General features: G+C 46.5%; 16 protein-coding genes. 4 read left to right on the top strand and 12 right to left on the bottom strand.

The features are described 5' to 3' along the window. Positions 1 to 100: 100 nt before the first annotated feature. The 6 genes from F8C67_RS12965 to F8C67_RS12990 form a co-directional block, all read right to left on the bottom strand. Positions 101 to 745, bottom strand: coding sequence for a metallophosphoesterase (locus tag F8C67_RS12965; protein ID WP_151668287.1), 645 nt, complete (start codon positions 743 to 745; stop codon positions 101 to 103). 20 nt (positions 746 to 765) lie between these two features. Next, the gene (dnaN, locus tag F8C67_RS12970) at positions 766 to 1,887 is read right to left on the bottom strand and encodes a DNA polymerase III subunit beta (RefSeq protein WP_151668288.1); all 1,122 of its coding nucleotides are present in this window, start codon (positions 1,885 to 1,887) and stop codon (positions 766 to 768) included. Positions 1,888 to 1,993: 106 nt separating this feature from the next. Further along, entirely contained in the window at positions 1,994 to 3,007 is a 1,014-nt protein-coding gene (locus tag F8C67_RS12975; protein WP_151668289.1) for a hypothetical protein, read from the bottom strand. After that, complete coding sequence (gene gldG, locus F8C67_RS12980; RefSeq protein WP_170266462.1) at positions 3,004 to 5,451, bottom strand: gliding motility-associated ABC transporter substrate-binding protein GldG; 2,448 nt, start codon at positions 5,449 to 5,451, stop codon at positions 3,004 to 3,006. Before gldG ends, F8C67_RS12975 begins: the two co-directional genes overlap by 4 nt. Further along, entirely contained in the window at positions 5,451 to 5,747 is a 297-nt protein-coding gene (locus tag F8C67_RS12985; RefSeq protein ID WP_151668291.1) for a putative quinol monooxygenase, read from the bottom strand. Before F8C67_RS12985 ends, gldG begins: the two co-directional genes overlap by 1 nt. Next, positions 5,744 to 6,541: an SAM hydrolase/SAM-dependent halogenase family protein gene (locus F8C67_RS12990; RefSeq protein ID WP_170266463.1), complete on the bottom strand. Its 798-nt coding sequence runs from the start codon at positions 6,539 to 6,541 to the stop codon at positions 5,744 to 5,746. Before F8C67_RS12990 ends, F8C67_RS12985 begins: the two co-directional genes overlap by 4 nt. A 104-nt stretch (positions 6,542 to 6,645) precedes the next feature. On the opposite strand from F8C67_RS12990, the gene F8C67_RS12995 reads away from it, so the two are divergent. Genes F8C67_RS12995 through F8C67_RS13005 form a run of 3 tightly spaced genes read left to right on the top strand, consistent with a single transcriptional unit; the run spans position 6,646 to position 9,157 of the window. Next, entirely contained in the window at positions 6,646 to 7,596 is a 951-nt protein-coding gene (locus tag F8C67_RS12995; protein ID WP_151668293.1) for a PhoH family protein, read from the top strand. Next, positions 7,596 to 8,546: a phosphoribosylaminoimidazolesuccinocarboxamide synthase gene (locus F8C67_RS13000; protein ID WP_151668294.1), complete on the top strand. Its 951-nt coding sequence runs from the start codon at positions 7,596 to 7,598 to the stop codon at positions 8,544 to 8,546. The genes F8C67_RS12995 and F8C67_RS13000 overlap by 1 nt, the downstream gene beginning before the upstream one ends. A gap of 2 nt (positions 8,547 to 8,548) precedes the next feature. After that, the gene (locus F8C67_RS13005) at positions 8,549 to 9,157 is read left to right on the top strand and encodes an outer membrane beta-barrel protein (RefSeq protein ID WP_151668295.1); all 609 of its coding nucleotides are present in this window, start codon (positions 8,549 to 8,551) and stop codon (positions 9,155 to 9,157) included. Positions 9,158 to 9,162: 5 nt separating this feature from the next. Here F8C67_RS13005 and F8C67_RS13010 read toward each other — a convergent pair whose 3' ends face one another. Next, positions 9,163 to 10,500, bottom strand: a complete 1,338-nt coding sequence (locus F8C67_RS13010; protein ID WP_151668296.1) for an exonuclease domain-containing protein — start codon at positions 10,498 to 10,500, stop codon at positions 9,163 to 9,165. Between the two features lie 174 nt (positions 10,501 to 10,674). On the opposite strand from F8C67_RS13010, the gene F8C67_RS13015 reads away from it, so the two are divergent. Next, a complete protein-coding gene (locus F8C67_RS13015) occupies positions 10,675 to 11,307 on the top strand; it encodes a hypothetical protein (protein ID WP_151668297.1) in 633 nt (210 codons plus the stop codon). On the opposite strand, the gene F8C67_RS13020 is transcribed toward F8C67_RS13015, so the two are convergent. From F8C67_RS13020 to F8C67_RS13040, 5 genes are all read right to left on the bottom strand, one after another. Further along, on the bottom strand, positions 11,304 to 11,972 hold the full coding sequence (locus F8C67_RS13020; protein WP_151668298.1) for a YggS family pyridoxal phosphate-dependent enzyme: 669 nt from the start codon (positions 11,970 to 11,972) through the stop codon (positions 11,304 to 11,306). The two genes, F8C67_RS13015 and F8C67_RS13020, sit on opposite strands and share 4 nt — an antisense overlap. A 23-nt stretch (positions 11,973 to 11,995) precedes the next feature. Then, positions 11,996 to 13,225, bottom strand: a complete 1,230-nt coding sequence (locus tag F8C67_RS13025; protein WP_151668299.1) for a DUF1015 domain-containing protein — start codon at positions 13,223 to 13,225, stop codon at positions 11,996 to 11,998. A 63-nt stretch (positions 13,226 to 13,288) separates the two neighbouring features. Next, complete coding sequence (locus F8C67_RS13030; RefSeq protein WP_151668300.1) at positions 13,289 to 13,900, bottom strand: hypothetical protein; 612 nt, start codon at positions 13,898 to 13,900, stop codon at positions 13,289 to 13,291. Next, positions 13,897 to 14,400 carry a hypothetical protein gene (locus tag F8C67_RS13035; RefSeq protein WP_151668301.1) on the bottom strand — a complete coding sequence of 168 codons (504 nt, stop codon included), beginning with the start codon at positions 14,398 to 14,400 and terminating at the stop codon, positions 13,897 to 13,899. The genes F8C67_RS13030 and F8C67_RS13035 overlap by 4 nt, the downstream gene beginning before the upstream one ends. Before the next feature lie 17 nt (positions 14,401 to 14,417). Beyond that, positions 14,418 to 14,852, bottom strand: a complete 435-nt coding sequence (locus F8C67_RS13040) for an SRPBCC family protein (RefSeq protein WP_151668302.1) — start codon at positions 14,850 to 14,852, stop codon at positions 14,418 to 14,420. Positions 14,853 to 14,855 lie beyond the last annotated feature (3 nt).

Here is a 14,855-nt window from a genome sequence, read left to right on the forward strand (position 1 = left end):
TTTGGAATACCTGAGATATAGGTCACACTTTGGGTTGTACCTAGGCCGCTGTTAAACAGAAGATTGAATGAGGATATTTACGGATTGATTCTGCAGCAGCTCAGCTCATGTCTTTTGGGTGCGTCACCTCATGAAGTAGCTCGCGAACCTTGCCCTTCCTGCTCAGTCGAATCGCCGTAAGTTGCTGGCCTGTCCACGCTCCGGTATCGATGCACCACGAGTTTGAAACTTCGTTGAAGGTGGGTTCACCTTTAGTCTGAAGGATGTGTCCATGCACTTGCAGTTTATTCACATTCTTCAGTGCTCCCCGATTGTGAAGCACCCCTCTGCGAGCATTAGCTCCGAAAGGATCTTTAGAGAAGGGACTAATTCCAGCGTGTGTGATGAGTACGTATGGATTCTCCCATTTCAAGGGTCGATTTGAGAACCACCCTGCGGCCTTTCGCAGGTCGATATCTCGCTTCAAAAAGTCCTTCTTACAAGCCTCTATGGCTCGGTCGCTGCCCTTTCTGCGGTGGAATTGGATGAATCGATGTTCGTGATTCCCCTTTAGGAAGAACACTTGATACGGGTATTCCCGCTCCAATTCTTGTGCGTACAAATAGGCTTTGCCAGAATTCTTTCCCTTGTTGATGAGGTCGCCAACTTGAACGAGAAACTCACGGCTGGGGTCCCAGTGCTTTTCTACCAACGCCTTAAAGGTGTGGTAGCAGCCGTGGACATCTCCAACCGCTAGTACGTCCATGTTGGATTACGCTTTAGGCATTAAGCATTAAGCATCACCGGCATTACGAGCATGAGGAGGTCTTCACCCTCATCAAGACCGTCACTTGGAATAAGCAAGCCAGCGCGATTCGGTGCGCTCAATTCAACGCGAACTGAATCAGATTCAAGGTTATTCAGCATTTCGAGGAGGAAACGGCTGTTAAAGCCAATCTCCATATCCGATCCGTCGTAATCGCAAGTGAGACGTTCTACCGCCTTGTTGCTGAAATCGAGGTCTTCCGCTGAAACGGTCAACTCCGTACCGGCAATCTTTAAGCGAATCTGATGTGTAGTCTTGTTCGAGAAGATGGATACACGTTTCACCGAGCTCAAGAATCCAGAGCGGTCGATTAACATGCGATTCGGGTTGTCCTTAGGAATTACAGCTTCGTAATTTGGATACTTTCCGTCAATCAAGCGGCAAGTCATTACGATGTTGTCGTATTCGAAACGAGCGTTTGTTTCGTTGTAGAAAATCTTCACGTCTCCATCTGTGCCCGTAAGGCTGGTACGAAGAAGAGTGAGTGGTTTACGTGGCATGATGAACTCCGCCGTATTTGGTGTAGTCAAATCTGTTCTGCGGTAGCGAACCAATTTGTGTGCATCTGTGGCCACAAAAGTGAGGCTATCGGATGCGAATTGGAAGAACACGCCAGACATAACCGGACGTAGGTCGTCGTTTCCAGCAGCGAAGATGGTTTTTGTGATTGCGTTGCCAAGCACATCACCTGGAACGGTAGCCTCAGAGGCATCTTCGAGTTCGGGAAGCTGTGGGAACTCATCACCCTCAACGAAGGCGAGTGAGTACTTACCGAAATCGCTGCTTACTTCTACATTGTGTGACTTATCGTCAAGTGTAAAGGTGAGCGGTTGCTCTGGGAAAGTTTTGAGTGTATCGAGTAGAATCTTGGCTGGTACAGCAGCAAGACCTTCGGATTCCGTTTCAACAGCCAGCGTAGTGCTCATGGTTGTTTCAAGGTCGGAAGCCGAAACCTTCAATGAGTTTGGACTTAGTTCAAAGAGGAAATTATCCAGAATTGGCAAGGTGTTATTATTGTTGATTACACCGCCAATAGCTTGCAGTTCACGTAGTAGGGTTCCGCTGGATACAATAAATTTCATGAGGCTAATTGTTTGAGACGAATCTCATTTCGTCAAAAGCAAATATACTTTTTCATAGGTGCACATCTCATTGTCAACATGAAAATTGCTAACAAGAGATTCACAATCAGAGGATGAAGTATTCTTTGGTCTTTAAGATGTTTTCGAAGGCATAGGTTTGAATCACAACAAATCGACCATCACTGAGGTAAGCGTAGAATCTATCCGGATCCCAAAGCATCAAATTGCCAAGGTCGTCATAGGTGTCTGGTTCCGCTCTGATGTGGAATGCCGAAAGCTTGATTTCTTCACCGTCGAATTTCTTTGCATTCAATTCAAAAACAGGAATTGAGCTTGTGATGCTGTCCATCTTCGTATAGGCTTTCTCACCTTCAATAATGGCACCTTCAAACTTCAGCGTTCGCAAAGAGCCTAAGTAATATCGGGTGTGTTGTGAGGCATATGGCTCGATAGGGTTGTCATTGGCATCGAAAACCGACAATGCACCCTCTTCCGTTTGTTCTATTCTGAACCCTTCCTGCGGGATGAGCTCGTAGTTCATGGTCACCGTTTGGATATCCTTGTCGTCCCAACCAAAGATGATTCGGCTTCTCCATAGGTCTTCTCTCACAAAGAAGCGGGAGGAGAGGTAGCCATTGAAAGATGGAATGTGCATGGCGTACGGCTGAGTGCCATCGCGCTTCATCATGTACGTGCCCAACATGTCGTTTTGGTCCGTTCCTACGATAAAATCATGCACCAATTCATCGCCTTTGTACACTTTTACGAACTTCCCGTAGCCGGCCATTCGACGAAGAACCGTCTGTTTTGCAGTTTCTGCCGGGAAGTTTCTTAGCTCGATATTGTGGAAGGTTTCTAGAAGTACATCCACAGCATCTGGACGAGCCCGGTGCTCACCGTTTACCATCCAACCTCCATCAACTCTTTCCAAAACAACGGAGTCTGGCTCCCGGGTGGCAATAATGATCTTGGTAACGGCGGCCGTATCTTCAATAGAGAAGTCATACTCGATATCGCCGTTCAACGTCGTATCAGAGTCGAAATTTTGAGTGGCAATAAACACACCTACTGCAGCGAGTAGGAGGATGAGGATGAGATTTATTCTTTGCTTCTTATTCATGCTTTCTTCGCGTATTTTCTTTTGCGATTCCAAGTATATCCTAATCCAAACAGGATGATGAAAAGTATAGGTGCTGCCGTATTCAGTATCACCCATTTTGTTCTAGAGCTATCGATCTTAGCCTTGTTCAAGAGACGGATTTTAAGCTCTCTCGATCGAACATCGATCAATCCGGAATCATCCAACATGTAATCGACGGCGTTGAGAATGAAATCGCCATTCCCATATTGTGCACCGGTAAATTGATCATAACCTAGTTTGAGCGGTGCCCCGCGTTCCATAACCGACGGTGGTGCAACCAAGTTCAATTGATTCCGGATAATGTCTCCATCAGCAATAACGATTTGTTGTGTCCATCGGCTGGTATCACGAAGCGTTATTCCGGCTGCCTCCAAAGATTTAGGAACAAGTCGGTTGCGGTAAATCGATTCAAACTTACCCTCAAGTAGCACACCGGCAGTGAGATACTGACGATTGAACTGTTCCGGATACTTGTCCGAATAAAGATCTCGTAAGCTCACAATCCCCGGAACTTCTTGCGCCTTGCTGTATTCAGAACTTACCAGCAACTGTGTCTTTCTAACCGATGGGGAATAGATGGTGTCAATTGTTCCAGCAAAGTCTAGCTTAATGGCGTTGAGGTCCTTTGTGATAGGGTGGTCAACACGCGGCATCATCAACGGGAAGTACGGCCATTTGCGAACGTCTCTCGCGTCGTTTACTCCGGCTGACACGAAGTCTTGGAGCAGAACCGAGTTAACACGAACACCATATCTGAAGAGCATATCGCCTATGTTCAAGGCGTCATACTGAGGTAGGGCCATAAATTCACTGGCTCGACTCAACGAGTCCATATCTGCAGCAACGGGGTCAATTAACCACATGACCTTTCCGCCATTCATGATGTATTGATCCAGGAAGAATTTGTCAAGTTCACTGAATGGAACTTCAGGCTTAGCTACAATCAACAAGTCGAAACGGTTGATCCTGCGGAGTTGCTCCACAATGCTCACTTCTCCTGTAATACTGTCAACCGCAAACTCTCTTATGTTGAATCGGTCGAGTCGATACGAGCCCGAAAGTTGCGCTGCAATACTCGCCACGTGCTTTCTGCCCAACTCGCCATTTCCTTCGGTGAAGCCGATAAGCGGACGGTCGATAACAACCAACCTTCTGAGCGTAGAAGCAAGCGTATATTCCAGGTCTTGAATAGAACGGTTAACCTGAGCTGCAGGCGGAATGCCATACTGACTTTGAAGGAGGTTGACCGCAGTCTCTTTGTCTTGATATCCCGCAATAGCACCCGGGAAAACTTCTCTTTGCGAACGACCTTCGCGGTTGTCGGAAGTGACTATTGTGGGTGCTAAGCCGCGAGATTGTAGGAGTTGAACGAGTTGGTCTCTATCCTCTCGCTCATTTGGGTCGATGAATTGATACTCGATGTAGCCATTGTAAGCTCTGAATTCATCGAGCATTTGCTGTGTCTCTTTCTGAAGACGTTTCAGATCGGTCTCTAGTTCACCGTCAAGGTACACCGTGAACAACATCGGATCTTGAACTTGGTCAAGTAAGTCAATTGTCGATTGGCTCAAGGTATAACGCTGCTCTGCAGTAAGGTCAACTCTGTAAAAGCTGAACGATCCGGCGATGTTGATGACAACTACGAGTGTCGAGATTAGTCCGAATTGAATGAAGTCGGCACTTCGTGATTTTTTATCCCACTTTCTTGATTGAATCACCAAACGGGCCATGGCCCCGAAGAAGATGATAAGGCCGACGAAATAGAGCACGTCTCTGGAATCGACGACACCTCTAGAGATGCTGAGGTAGTGTTCATTGATGCCGAGGTTGTAGATGAGAAGGTCGGCATCGCCGAAGAAGTCGAGCTCTGCAATCTGATCAAAACCGAAGTAGAAGATGAAGGAAAGCAGTGCTCCGAGGATGAAGCTGGCGATTTGATTATCGGTTGTAGAGGAAGCGAAAAGACCGATTGCCACGTAGGCAGCGCCCAAGAAGAACAAGCCGATGTAGCTTCCCATGGCCGCTCCTGAATCAATGTTTCCAACCGGATCCCCTAACTGGTGAATGGTGAAGTAATAAAGAATCGTAGGTAGTAAGCTGAACAGTACGAGCGACAAGGCGGCGAAATATTTTGCTGCGATGATTTGAAGCTCGGTCAGCGGTTTTGTCAGCAAGAACTCCATGGTTCCTGTCTTCTTCTCATCCGCGAACATGCGCATCGTAATGGCGGGAATGAGGAACATGAAAACCCATGGAGAGATGGAGAAGAGACCATCAATCGAGGCATAGCCACTGTCCAACAAATTGAAATTCCCCTCAATAATCCAAAGGAAGAGGCTATTGAAAGCGAGGAAAACGATGATAACCAGGTATCCGATTATCGAATTGAAGAAGGAGCGAATCTCCTTGCTAAACAAACTCATCATGGCAACTTCACTTGTGGTTCAACACTCCATGCTTGAGGGCGGTCGGCGAAAAGAGCTTTGGTCTTGCTCCAAACGTCGGCGAACAAATCGCTATGTCGGTAGGCTTCGAGGCGGTCGGTATGCGTCCAATGACTGTAGGTGAAGAATATTTCGGGTGTGTCGATATCTTGCCAGAGCTCAAGGTATTCGCAGCCTTCAAACCCACGAATGAGTTCTTTTCGGCTGTCAAACAAAGCTTTGAACGTATCGATTTCCTCCGTTCTAAAATGCATCTTCACTACGCGTGTAATCATTCAAGCTCGATAAATATGTTACTGTTCACTTGCAGTCCGAGCAAGCTACAGGCACTATTGATGTGTTTTCCGCCAGGTTTTTGAACGGCTACCTCGAGGTAGCCATCGCTGTTGTACACGCAAAAGAGTTCACCTTCCGTTGGGCCCTCGAAGTAAGAATCTACAATTCGAGTGATTCTCTTATTCCGCGCGATGACGGTAATCTTTTTGTTTCCACAATTTTCTACCACCCATTTGCGAGTGATATTGGTAACGAGGTTGCCAAAGGTATCGATATGTAGCACATGGGCAATGACCTCATTTCCTTCTGGCTTCAAAGTAGGTCTCGACGGTGTCAAGGCTTCAGCGTTCTTCGCTTCTTGCCCAAGAACCGAGCTCTTTCCTCCCCGAGATAGATGTCCAGCTACACGTGTGTAAACCGTATGCGGATCCTTCGCATCTTCCGAATTCCGCATATCGATGGCTGTTAGCCTATCGATTTTAGAACCAGAAGCAATGAGTGGAATGATGCCATTGTCCGGAGCCAAAAAGTAGTGACCCTCAATTTCTCCTAGCAAATAAGGCTTTCCCTTTTCTTGTTGAGCATCCACTAAAACGAAGTGTATAGAACCTTCGGGATAATGGCGGTAGGTCCGACTTATCAGATAAGCTGCCTGCATTGAATTGTAGGGTGAAACCGCATGGGAAATGTCTACAACCCTAGCATCGGGAATCTCTTTCCACAGGTCGCCCTTCAATGCCGCCACATCGTGGTCGATAATTCCATAGTCGGATGTGAGTGTAATAATGCTCATAAATCGCTTAGGGACAGCAGGCAAATTGCGGGAGATTCCGTTATTTTGTGACTTCAAAAGTACGAATTGAAGCGGTTCGTACATAACGCAAACTTCTACTGCATTTGACCGAAAAAACAGTTCTTCTCGAAGACACTAACCCTCAGGAATTTTACGGGGCGAATAATCGCTATTTCAACTTGTTGAAGAGTTTTTATCCCAAGCTGAAGATTACGGCACGTGGCGATAAAATCAAGATCAATGGAGATGAATCTATTATTGAACAGTTCGAAGAAAAGCTAAATCTCATCCTACTTCACCTTCAGCGATACAACTCGATTACCGAAAACCAAATCGAGCGTATTGTTATGGAAGACGGTAGAGAAGTGGCTAAAACGTATGCGGCTGTTGACGATGTACTCGTGCATGGTTCCGGTGGTAAGTTGATCAAAGCTCGCACCCTCAATCAAAAGAAGATGGTGCAGGCAATCGACGAGAACGACATGCTCTTCGCTATTGGTCCGGCAGGTACAGGTAAAACCTATACAGGTGTCGCCCTCGCAGTACGCGCACTGAAGAACAAGGAAGTTCGCCGAATTATTCTCACACGCCCTGCTGTTGAAGCTGGAGAAAACCTCGGTTTCCTGCCAGGCGACATGAAGGAGAAGTTAGATCCATACATGCAACCGCTGTACGATGCATTGCACGATATGATTCCACACGAGAAGCTTCAATACTACATCGAATCACGCGTGATTGAAATTGCACCGCTCGCCTTTATGAGAGGTAGAACGCTCGACCATGCCTTTGTGATTTTAGATGAAGCCCAGAATACCACGCATGCCCAAATGAAGATGTTCCTAACCCGTATGGGCAGGAGCGCTAAGTTCATTGTGACTGGCGATGCAACGCAAATCGACTTGCCTCGAAATCAAGGTTCCGGACTTAAAGAAGCATTGCGCATTCTCGGAAAAGTTGAGGGAATTTCAGTTGTGAAGTTGGACGATAAAGATGTGATTCGTCACCCATTGGTGAAGGATATCATTCACGCATACGATAAAGAAGAGAAGAAATAATGAACGCTCTAGACCGCTCTGAATTTAATTTTACTGGACAAACAGATGTGTACCATGGAAAGGTACGCGACGTTTACTCCATTGGTGAAGATGTACTCGTGATGGTTGCGAGCGATCGAATTTCTGCCTTCGATGTTGTATTGCCAAAGGGCATTCCCTTTAAAGGTCAGGTCCTAAACCAGATTGCCGAGCACTTCTTGGATGCCACTAGCGACATCGTTCCGAATTGGAAGATGGTTGTGCCAGACCCCGTTGTGACTATCGGTAAGAAAGCAACTCCGTTTAAAGTTGAGATGGTTATTCGCGGCTACCTAAGCGGACACGCATGGAGAACCTACCGCGATGGGAAAAGAGAGCTCTGCGGAGTGACAATGCCAGATGGACTTCGCGAGAATGACGCTTTTCCTCAGCCGATTATCACGCCTACCACAAAGGCAGATCAAGGTCTGCACGACGAAGATATTTCACGCGAAGAGATTTTGAAACAAGGTATAGTTGACGAGGCTGACTACATCAAGCTAGAAGAATACACGCGTGCATTGTTCCAAAGAGGACAAGAAATGGCAAACGAACGCGGATTGATTTTGGTTGATACCAAATACGAGTTCGGAAAGCTTGAAGATGGCACTATTGTACTGATTGACGAGATTCACACACCAGATTCTTCGCGCTATTTCTACCTAGAAGGGTATGAAGCGCGACAGGATAACGGCGAAGCTCAAAAGCAACTTTCGAAGGAATTCGTTCGCCAATGGCTAATCGAAAATGGCTTCCAAGGAAAAGAGGGGCAATCCGTGCCTGAAATGACCGAAGAATACGTTCAATCGGTAAGCGAACGCTACCGCGAGTTATACGAGAAAGTAACTGGCAAGAGTTTTGTACCTGGAGATTTATCTAATTTAGTCGGAAGAATCTCACAAAACGTAGAATCCGCTCTTAAGAATCTGTAACTATGTTTCGCTTACCACGCCAAATTTTCATTCTCGCATTCGTCGCTCTTTCATGTGGAGCACAAGCTCAATTTGATTTCGGAATCAAAGGGGGATTGAACTCTTCAACCATCACCTTTGATAATTTAGAGGAGAACTCTACCATAGAAGATCTCGCCGGAAATAATGAGTTCGGGTATCACGCAGGAGTTTACATCCGCGTAAAAATTCTCGGTCTCTATATTCAGCCCGAGTTCCTTTACTCTAATTTGAACAGCCAAATTGAGGTTCAGAAGAAGAACGGCGAGACAGGATCTCAAGATTTCACCCTTTCGAGATTTGACGTTCCAGTCAACGTAGGCGTGAAATTCGGACCTGCATCCATCTTTGGTGGCCCCGTAATGAGTTACAACTTAAACCATCCTTCGGAGATCTTAGATATCGATTACAAGGGTGGTACGCTTGGTTTTCAGGCCGGGCTTGGACTCACTTTTGGCAACTTCATCATGGACCTCAAGTACGAAGGGTCTTTCCAGAGTTTGGCCGAAGAGGTAGTGATTGATGGTCAGACTTACGAAGTTGACTCACGCACGGGTCAGTTTATCCTTAGCTTGGGATACGCCCTATTCTAGATTTCTTAATACGTGCGAATTTCGCTGAACTTACCTTTTCGGTAGTGCTCGTAAACGAGACTGCTGAGGTAAGACGACGATGCAATGGAGGTCATCGCACGCTTCACCGTGTCGATGTCTGAAAGCTGATACTCTAGATCGAAGTATCCATATCCTCGAAGCTTTCCATCTTCCCAAACCACAACCGATTTCTCACCCGTTTTTCGACCCTGGTCAATCAGCAAGGCATTCGTGAATGGCAAGGCAGTTCTCCAAACCCTCTTTTTTACGGAAAGCGCTTTGATTTTCTTGGGCTCAAGGTGTTCGTTATACGCGGCTTGCATCCTGTCGAGCTGCCTCGAAAGTGCAACATCCTTTGGGTTGATATCGAAGTTGCGACAGAACTTTCCCGCTATTTCGATGCCCACGTTTTCATCTGAAACATGAATGACGGGCTGCTCCTTTTTTACCTTTTGAACGCGGACTTGACGAACGGTTTTGTCATCATCAGAATCCATAAAAAGGCCAAAGGAAAGTGTGTACTTGTCGGTGCGTTTGTTCAACGCAGGGGAGAGCTTCTTCAGCTCGAGGTGCTCGGTGATGAGCGCAATTAATTCTGAACCGGTGGGCTCAATATGAATGGAGTCTGCATCCGCCTGAAGCTGAAGCGCTCTTTCATTCGTAGCCAAAAAGTGGCGATCGATTTTATTGCGAAGATTGTTGCTTTGTCCGATATAAATCACCTCACCCGCACGGTTGTGGATATAGTACAAACCGGTAGTGTTGTAAAGCTTGGAGGTAAGATCTGAAAAGTCGTGGTCTGGGGTTGTGTCCTGACGATTTCGAGCAATCTTTTCGATCTTTTTCTCTGTATCCTTATCCAATAGAATGGACAGCAACTTCACGGTTGCGCGGGCATCGCCATCGGCACGGTGGCGGTTGGTATTCAAGATGCCAAGCGCTTCGCAAAGGGTCTCTAGTCCGTATGCTTTTAGACCTGGGATGAGTCGTTGGGCATGTGTGATTGTGTCGAGTGTTCTGCGCTGGTAATCGTAACCTAAGCGAGCGAATTCCTCTTGAATAACCCGGTAGTCGAAATTCACGTTGTGGGCCACGAATACGGCATCTTCGGTCACTTCCACGATGCGCTTTGCAATTTCGTGGAACTTAGGTGCTCTGCGAACCATCTTTGGGTTGATTCCCGTGAGCTTCTGAACGTAAGGCTGAATCGGTCCTTCTGGGTTTACAAGCGAAATGAACTGATCGATAATCTCACCATCTTCATATTTGAAAATGGCCACCTCGATTACACGTTCTTCGCCGAACTTCCCTCCCGAAGTTTCAATATCAATTACCGCATACATGGCCCCAAAGGTAAGCGTTTGAACTTGGCTTACACGGTTAATTAGTTATCGCCCGATTTAATTTATCCTTAATCTAAATGCAAAGATTTGAGCTTATCTTCAAGGTTGCCTAATCGTCATCCTCTATATGAGTTTAGTTTAGATTATTGGGCGTCTTCGAGTTATCTCTCTCCTATGAAAAGAACCCTTATTACAACCCTAGCGCTACTTGCTTTTGCGGTGTGTTTTGGACAAAATTCAGCGCATGACCCTGGTGTGAGTCCAACTCGCTTGGGTGTGGCAATCAACTTGAGCGACTTTGCGCTGTATGATTTCAATACGCAAGTACTCTACAGGCCTACGTCTAAATTTGGTGTAATGGCCTACTTCGCGCATGGGAATGCCCGCAACACGAAGGAACCGTCTCCTTCCATGGAAGAGTTTCGCTACGAATTTGGCCCCCGGTGGTATGTGTCTAGCGAGAATTTGATTTTCGTGCAGGCGACCTTTTCGTATGTCGACGCTAACTTTTGGACGGAAAGTGAAGGATGGGAATTGGTGAACAGAAACGGATCTAACTACTACACCATAGCATCGAGAAGTAACCGAGATGATATTTTTCAGACGGGACTGAATTTGTCGCTTGGGTCGAGCTTTAAGGTATATAGGTTTGTCTACATGGAAATAGCCGCAACCTATGGGTACAGGTGGTCATCCGTTTCACAAGAATGGAAAACCGAGTTCGATGGTTACAGCGGTGTGAATTATGCTGGGTATAGCGGACCTTTGTTCCGCCTGCAATTATTAATGGGAATCAACCTGCTTTAGGCGTCGTAGTTCCTTGCTCCGAAAATAGCGCTGCCCACTCTCACCATGTTGGAGCCAGCATCAATGGCCAAGGAGTAATCACCGCTCATTCCCATTGATAGCGTGTCGAAGGCCTCTCCAAACGACTTTGAGATCTTGTCGAACAGCGATTTTAGCGTGTTGAATTCCCTCGTGATTTGTCCTTTGTCATCCGTGAAAGTGGCCATACCCATCAATCCGCGAATGCGAACATTGGGGTACTCTTGCCATCGACCAGATTCAATCAGCTCGAGGAGCTCGGCTTCATCAAAACCAAATTTGCTCGATTCTTCGGCGATATGAACCTGAAGCAGCACGTCTATCGTTCTGTCGTTTTTGGCTGCTTCTTTATTCACCATTTTTAGCACTTTCTCGCGGTCGCAACCGTGGATGAGGTGCACGAAAGGAGCCATGTGCTTAATCTTATTCGTCTGAACGTGACCAATCATGTGCCAGTGAATGTCCTTGGGCAGGGCTTCCCACTTGTCAACCATCTCTTGCACCTTGTTCTCACCAAAGTGACGTTGGCCAGCATCGTACGCTTCTTGAATGTCGGCGCTTGGTTTGGTTTTAGAAACCGCTACCAGGGTAACATCGGAAGGGAGTTCCGATAGAATGCTTTGGAGATTGTTGGCGATGTTGCTCATATCCGTGTAACGATTAGAGGGCTCTATCGTTCAAAGAGTTCGTAAATGGTAAGTCCGCTTCGAAGCTTTGGTTCGATGTAAGTACTCTTAGGCGGCATAATGAGGGATGCATTAGCCACGTCCTTGAGTTGTTCGGCGGAAACTGCATAAAGGGCGAATCCCACTTCGTATTGGTTGCTGTTTACGGCTTTCTCAATGGCCTCGCATCCTTTGTCGCCAGGCAGGAAATCCACGCGCGGGTCTGCGCGCAAGTCTTTGATGTGAAGTATGTGGTCAAGTACGTTTCTCGATAGAATTTCTGCATCTAGTGAGGCTACGGGATCTTCTGGAGAAAAGCTGCCTGGTTTAGCAGTAAGTGTTTTCCAAGAACCGTCGATGTACATCCCAATCTCGTGCAAGCGATCCGGATGGTAGGTGTCGCCTTCCCATTCGGACACGATGAAGTTGTCCTCAAGTTTCTTCAAGAACTCGTCATGTGGCATCCCTAGATCTTTCACCAAACGGTGGAAACCGTGAATGTGAATGCTGTTTTCCGGAATCAGGTAAGCCATGAAGTGATCGAAGGCACCTGATTTTCCTTCCTCAGTGAGATGCTGTGCAAGCAAGGCGGATGAAGCGCTACGGTGGTGCCCGTCGGCGATGTAGATCTTCTCCATTTGACCGAAAGCCGAACTAATAACTGCACAATCTTCGGCAGAGTCTATCTTCCACAAGTAGTGCGAAACGCGGTCGGTGGTGGTGAATTCGAACTCTGGACGTGTGTCCATGGCTTTGCCGATGATGGTGTTCACGTCTCCGTTTTCTGGATACATGAGAAGCACGGGCTCGGCGTTGAATCCTGTGGTGTTGAGGTATTCTTTGAACATTTCCTCGCGCTGGGTGAGGGTGTGTTCGTGGACCAGAATACGGCCGTCGAGATAATCTTTAACAGAAACCGCAGCTATAATACCGGTGAAAACGTGTGAATGGGTGCGTTGTTGGTAGAGGTAAAAAGAGGCCTCATCATCTTTGATGAAAATTCCTTCGCGTTCAAACTGCTCGAACTTCTGACGAACGAGATCATATTTTTCGCGGCCTTCGCTTTTCACGGCGGCATCCGTATCGGGATGAATTACGTGAAGAAAGGTGTAAGGGTTGTTCTCGAGCTTTTCGCAGAGCTGTTCATCGGAATAGCTGACATACGATCTACTCGCTACGAGACTAACCACGTCGCGCTTTGGTCGAACCGCGCGAAAGGGTGCAACTTTAATCATCTGAATTGAGCCTTTGGAGCAAAGATAGCGCAGTGTTGTGCTAATCCAAGAACCTCGAGCGACTCATTGTTCACCTGAATCGGAAGTAGATGCTTCTATTGCATCCATACAGGTGTCATACATCGAGATATACTTCGCACTTTCACTTGCAATGAATTCTTCTTCCCACGGTGCTCCACAATCGCTTCGAACCTGGTAATCGATGAGTTTTCTGTCTCTGAAAATAGCTAGGATGTGGTCCTCCTTGGAGTCTTCCAGAGAGAATTCATCTGCGGTGATTGGCGCATTGTATTTTGTATGTGTCTCTTCCAAAGAAAAGAGTTCACCGTTCTTAACGTAGAACGAGATGTGTGCTTGGTGCGAACAACCGTAAAGGCTAACATCTATCTTGACTATCTCCCCATTCTCTCTGTATACATGCAATTCACCTCCCTCGGTACTGAGTTGAGGGAAATCGATGTAGGTGGAATCTAAGTCTGAGGCATTGATTCTTTCAACCTCATTGTCTATTGGTTCTCTGAGCTTCGCCTTGTTGGAGGCGTACTCCGACATACCTATCGCATCGATACTGTCTTTTACTTCTTGAGTAGCCTCGCGCCACGACTCATCTGTTTGTGCAAGTGTCCACGTAGAAGCACACGCTAGGGTGATGAATATGCAATACAGTCTTCTCATGTGTTCAAGCCGTATTTGTTGTCAAGCTGGTCTATTACATCTTGCATAAATAACTCATCCTGGGTGAGCACGGTGTGCCATTCTCTTTCGGCGTCGCCAAATTGTAAATAGCCAAGTTCCATTTTGTCACTTTGATCGAGCATGGGTTTTGATACTTTAATCTCTGTAACGGGTATAAAATGGCAGTAGAGCGTGCTTGAATCGAATTCTTCAGGTTTGGATTTGAAGTATCTATAATTAGCTTGATACGTGAGGTTTTCACCAAGTGTGAGCACTTCGGCACCATACGTATTCCAAAGAAAATGCCGAATCATATATCTGAACAGAACAGCAAGAATGGCCATCAAAAACAGATAGCCAGCATGAAATCTTTCGTTAAATACAAGTGGAGAAATCAGAATGGCGAGGATTCCAAGAATACAACCTAACGAAATCAGGAACAGTATGGCCCTTCCAAGGAAAGGTGTCTTTCGCGTGTTTATTCTGATTTGATGATGCATAGAGAGCGAGACTAGAATTATACACTTTCAACCCATTCCTTCAACTTCCTCAAATGGGTCTCCGATTGTTTTCTAAACATTCCTTTAAAGAAGAACGACATGATGATCATTGCGCCGCCGAACTTGAAGTAGTTGTTCGTAGTTACAAGCGTTTTGCCGTTGTCGTTTTCCGTGAATTCTGTTTCCACTTCGTTGTATCCTGCCGGACTTTCATACCCGAACTTGATGCTGTCAGGTAGATTTTCCTCCAGAATCGTTTCATGGATGAGCATTTCGCGATTCTTGTGCTTAAAGTAGAAGTCCGTTTTAGCCCCAACTTTTCCTTTTTCGCCAGAGATGAATTCCATCTTCTGGAATCCGTCCATCCAATTCTTGATTCCATCCGGGTCTTGGAACATTTCAACAACGGTTCCTCTAGGCTTGTCGATGGTGATGAAACAGGAATAACGCATAGG

It is taken from the genome of Phaeocystidibacter luteus (assembly GCF_008933115.1).
Taxonomy (GTDB): Bacteria; Bacteroidota; Bacteroidia; order Flavobacteriales; family Schleiferiaceae; genus Phaeocystidibacter; species Phaeocystidibacter luteus.

Coding starts and splice junctions, on each gene's coding strand:
- F8C67_RS13020 (WP_151668298.1), bottom strand. CDS start 11,972: ATGAGCAACATCGCCAACAATCTCCAAAGCATTCTATCGGAACTCCCT.
- gldG (WP_170266462.1), bottom strand. CDS start 5,451: ATGAGTTTGTTTAGCAAGGAGATTCGCTCCTTCTTCAATTCGATAATC.
- F8C67_RS13040 (WP_151668302.1), bottom strand. CDS start 14,852: ATGCGTTATTCCTGTTTCATCACCATCGACAAGCCTAGAGGAACCGTT.
- F8C67_RS13010 (WP_151668296.1), bottom strand. CDS start 10,500: ATGTATGCGGTAATTGATATTGAAACTTCGGGAGGGAAGTTCGGCGAA.
- F8C67_RS13025 (WP_151668299.1), bottom strand. CDS start 13,225: ATGATTAAAGTTGCACCCTTTCGCGCGGTTCGACCAAAGCGCGACGTG.
- F8C67_RS12985 (WP_151668291.1), bottom strand. CDS start 5,747: ATGATTACACGCGTAGTGAAGATGCATTTTAGAACGGAGGAAATCGAT.
- F8C67_RS12965 (WP_151668287.1), bottom strand. CDS start 745: ATGGACGTACTAGCGGTTGGAGATGTCCACGGCTGCTACCACACCTTT.
- F8C67_RS13005 (WP_151668295.1), top strand. CDS start 8,549: ATGTTTCGCTTACCACGCCAAATTTTCATTCTCGCATTCGTCGCTCTT.
- F8C67_RS12975 (WP_151668289.1), bottom strand. CDS start 3,007: ATGAATAAGAAGCAAAGAATAAATCTCATCCTCATCCTCCTACTCGCT.
- F8C67_RS13015 (WP_151668297.1), top strand. CDS start 10,675: ATGAAAAGAACCCTTATTACAACCCTAGCGCTACTTGCTTTTGCGGTG.
- dnaN (WP_151668288.1), bottom strand. CDS start 1,887: ATGAAATTTATTGTATCCAGCGGAACCCTACTACGTGAACTGCAAGCT.
- F8C67_RS13000 (WP_151668294.1), top strand. CDS start 7,596: ATGAACGCTCTAGACCGCTCTGAATTTAATTTTACTGGACAAACAGAT.
- F8C67_RS13035 (WP_151668301.1), bottom strand. CDS start 14,400: ATGCATCATCAAATCAGAATAAACACGCGAAAGACACCTTTCCTTGGA.
- F8C67_RS13030 (WP_151668300.1), bottom strand. CDS start 13,900: ATGAGAAGACTGTATTGCATATTCATCACCCTAGCGTGTGCTTCTACG.
- F8C67_RS12990 (WP_170266463.1), bottom strand. CDS start 6,541: ATGAGCATTATTACACTCACATCCGACTATGGAATTATCGACCACGAT.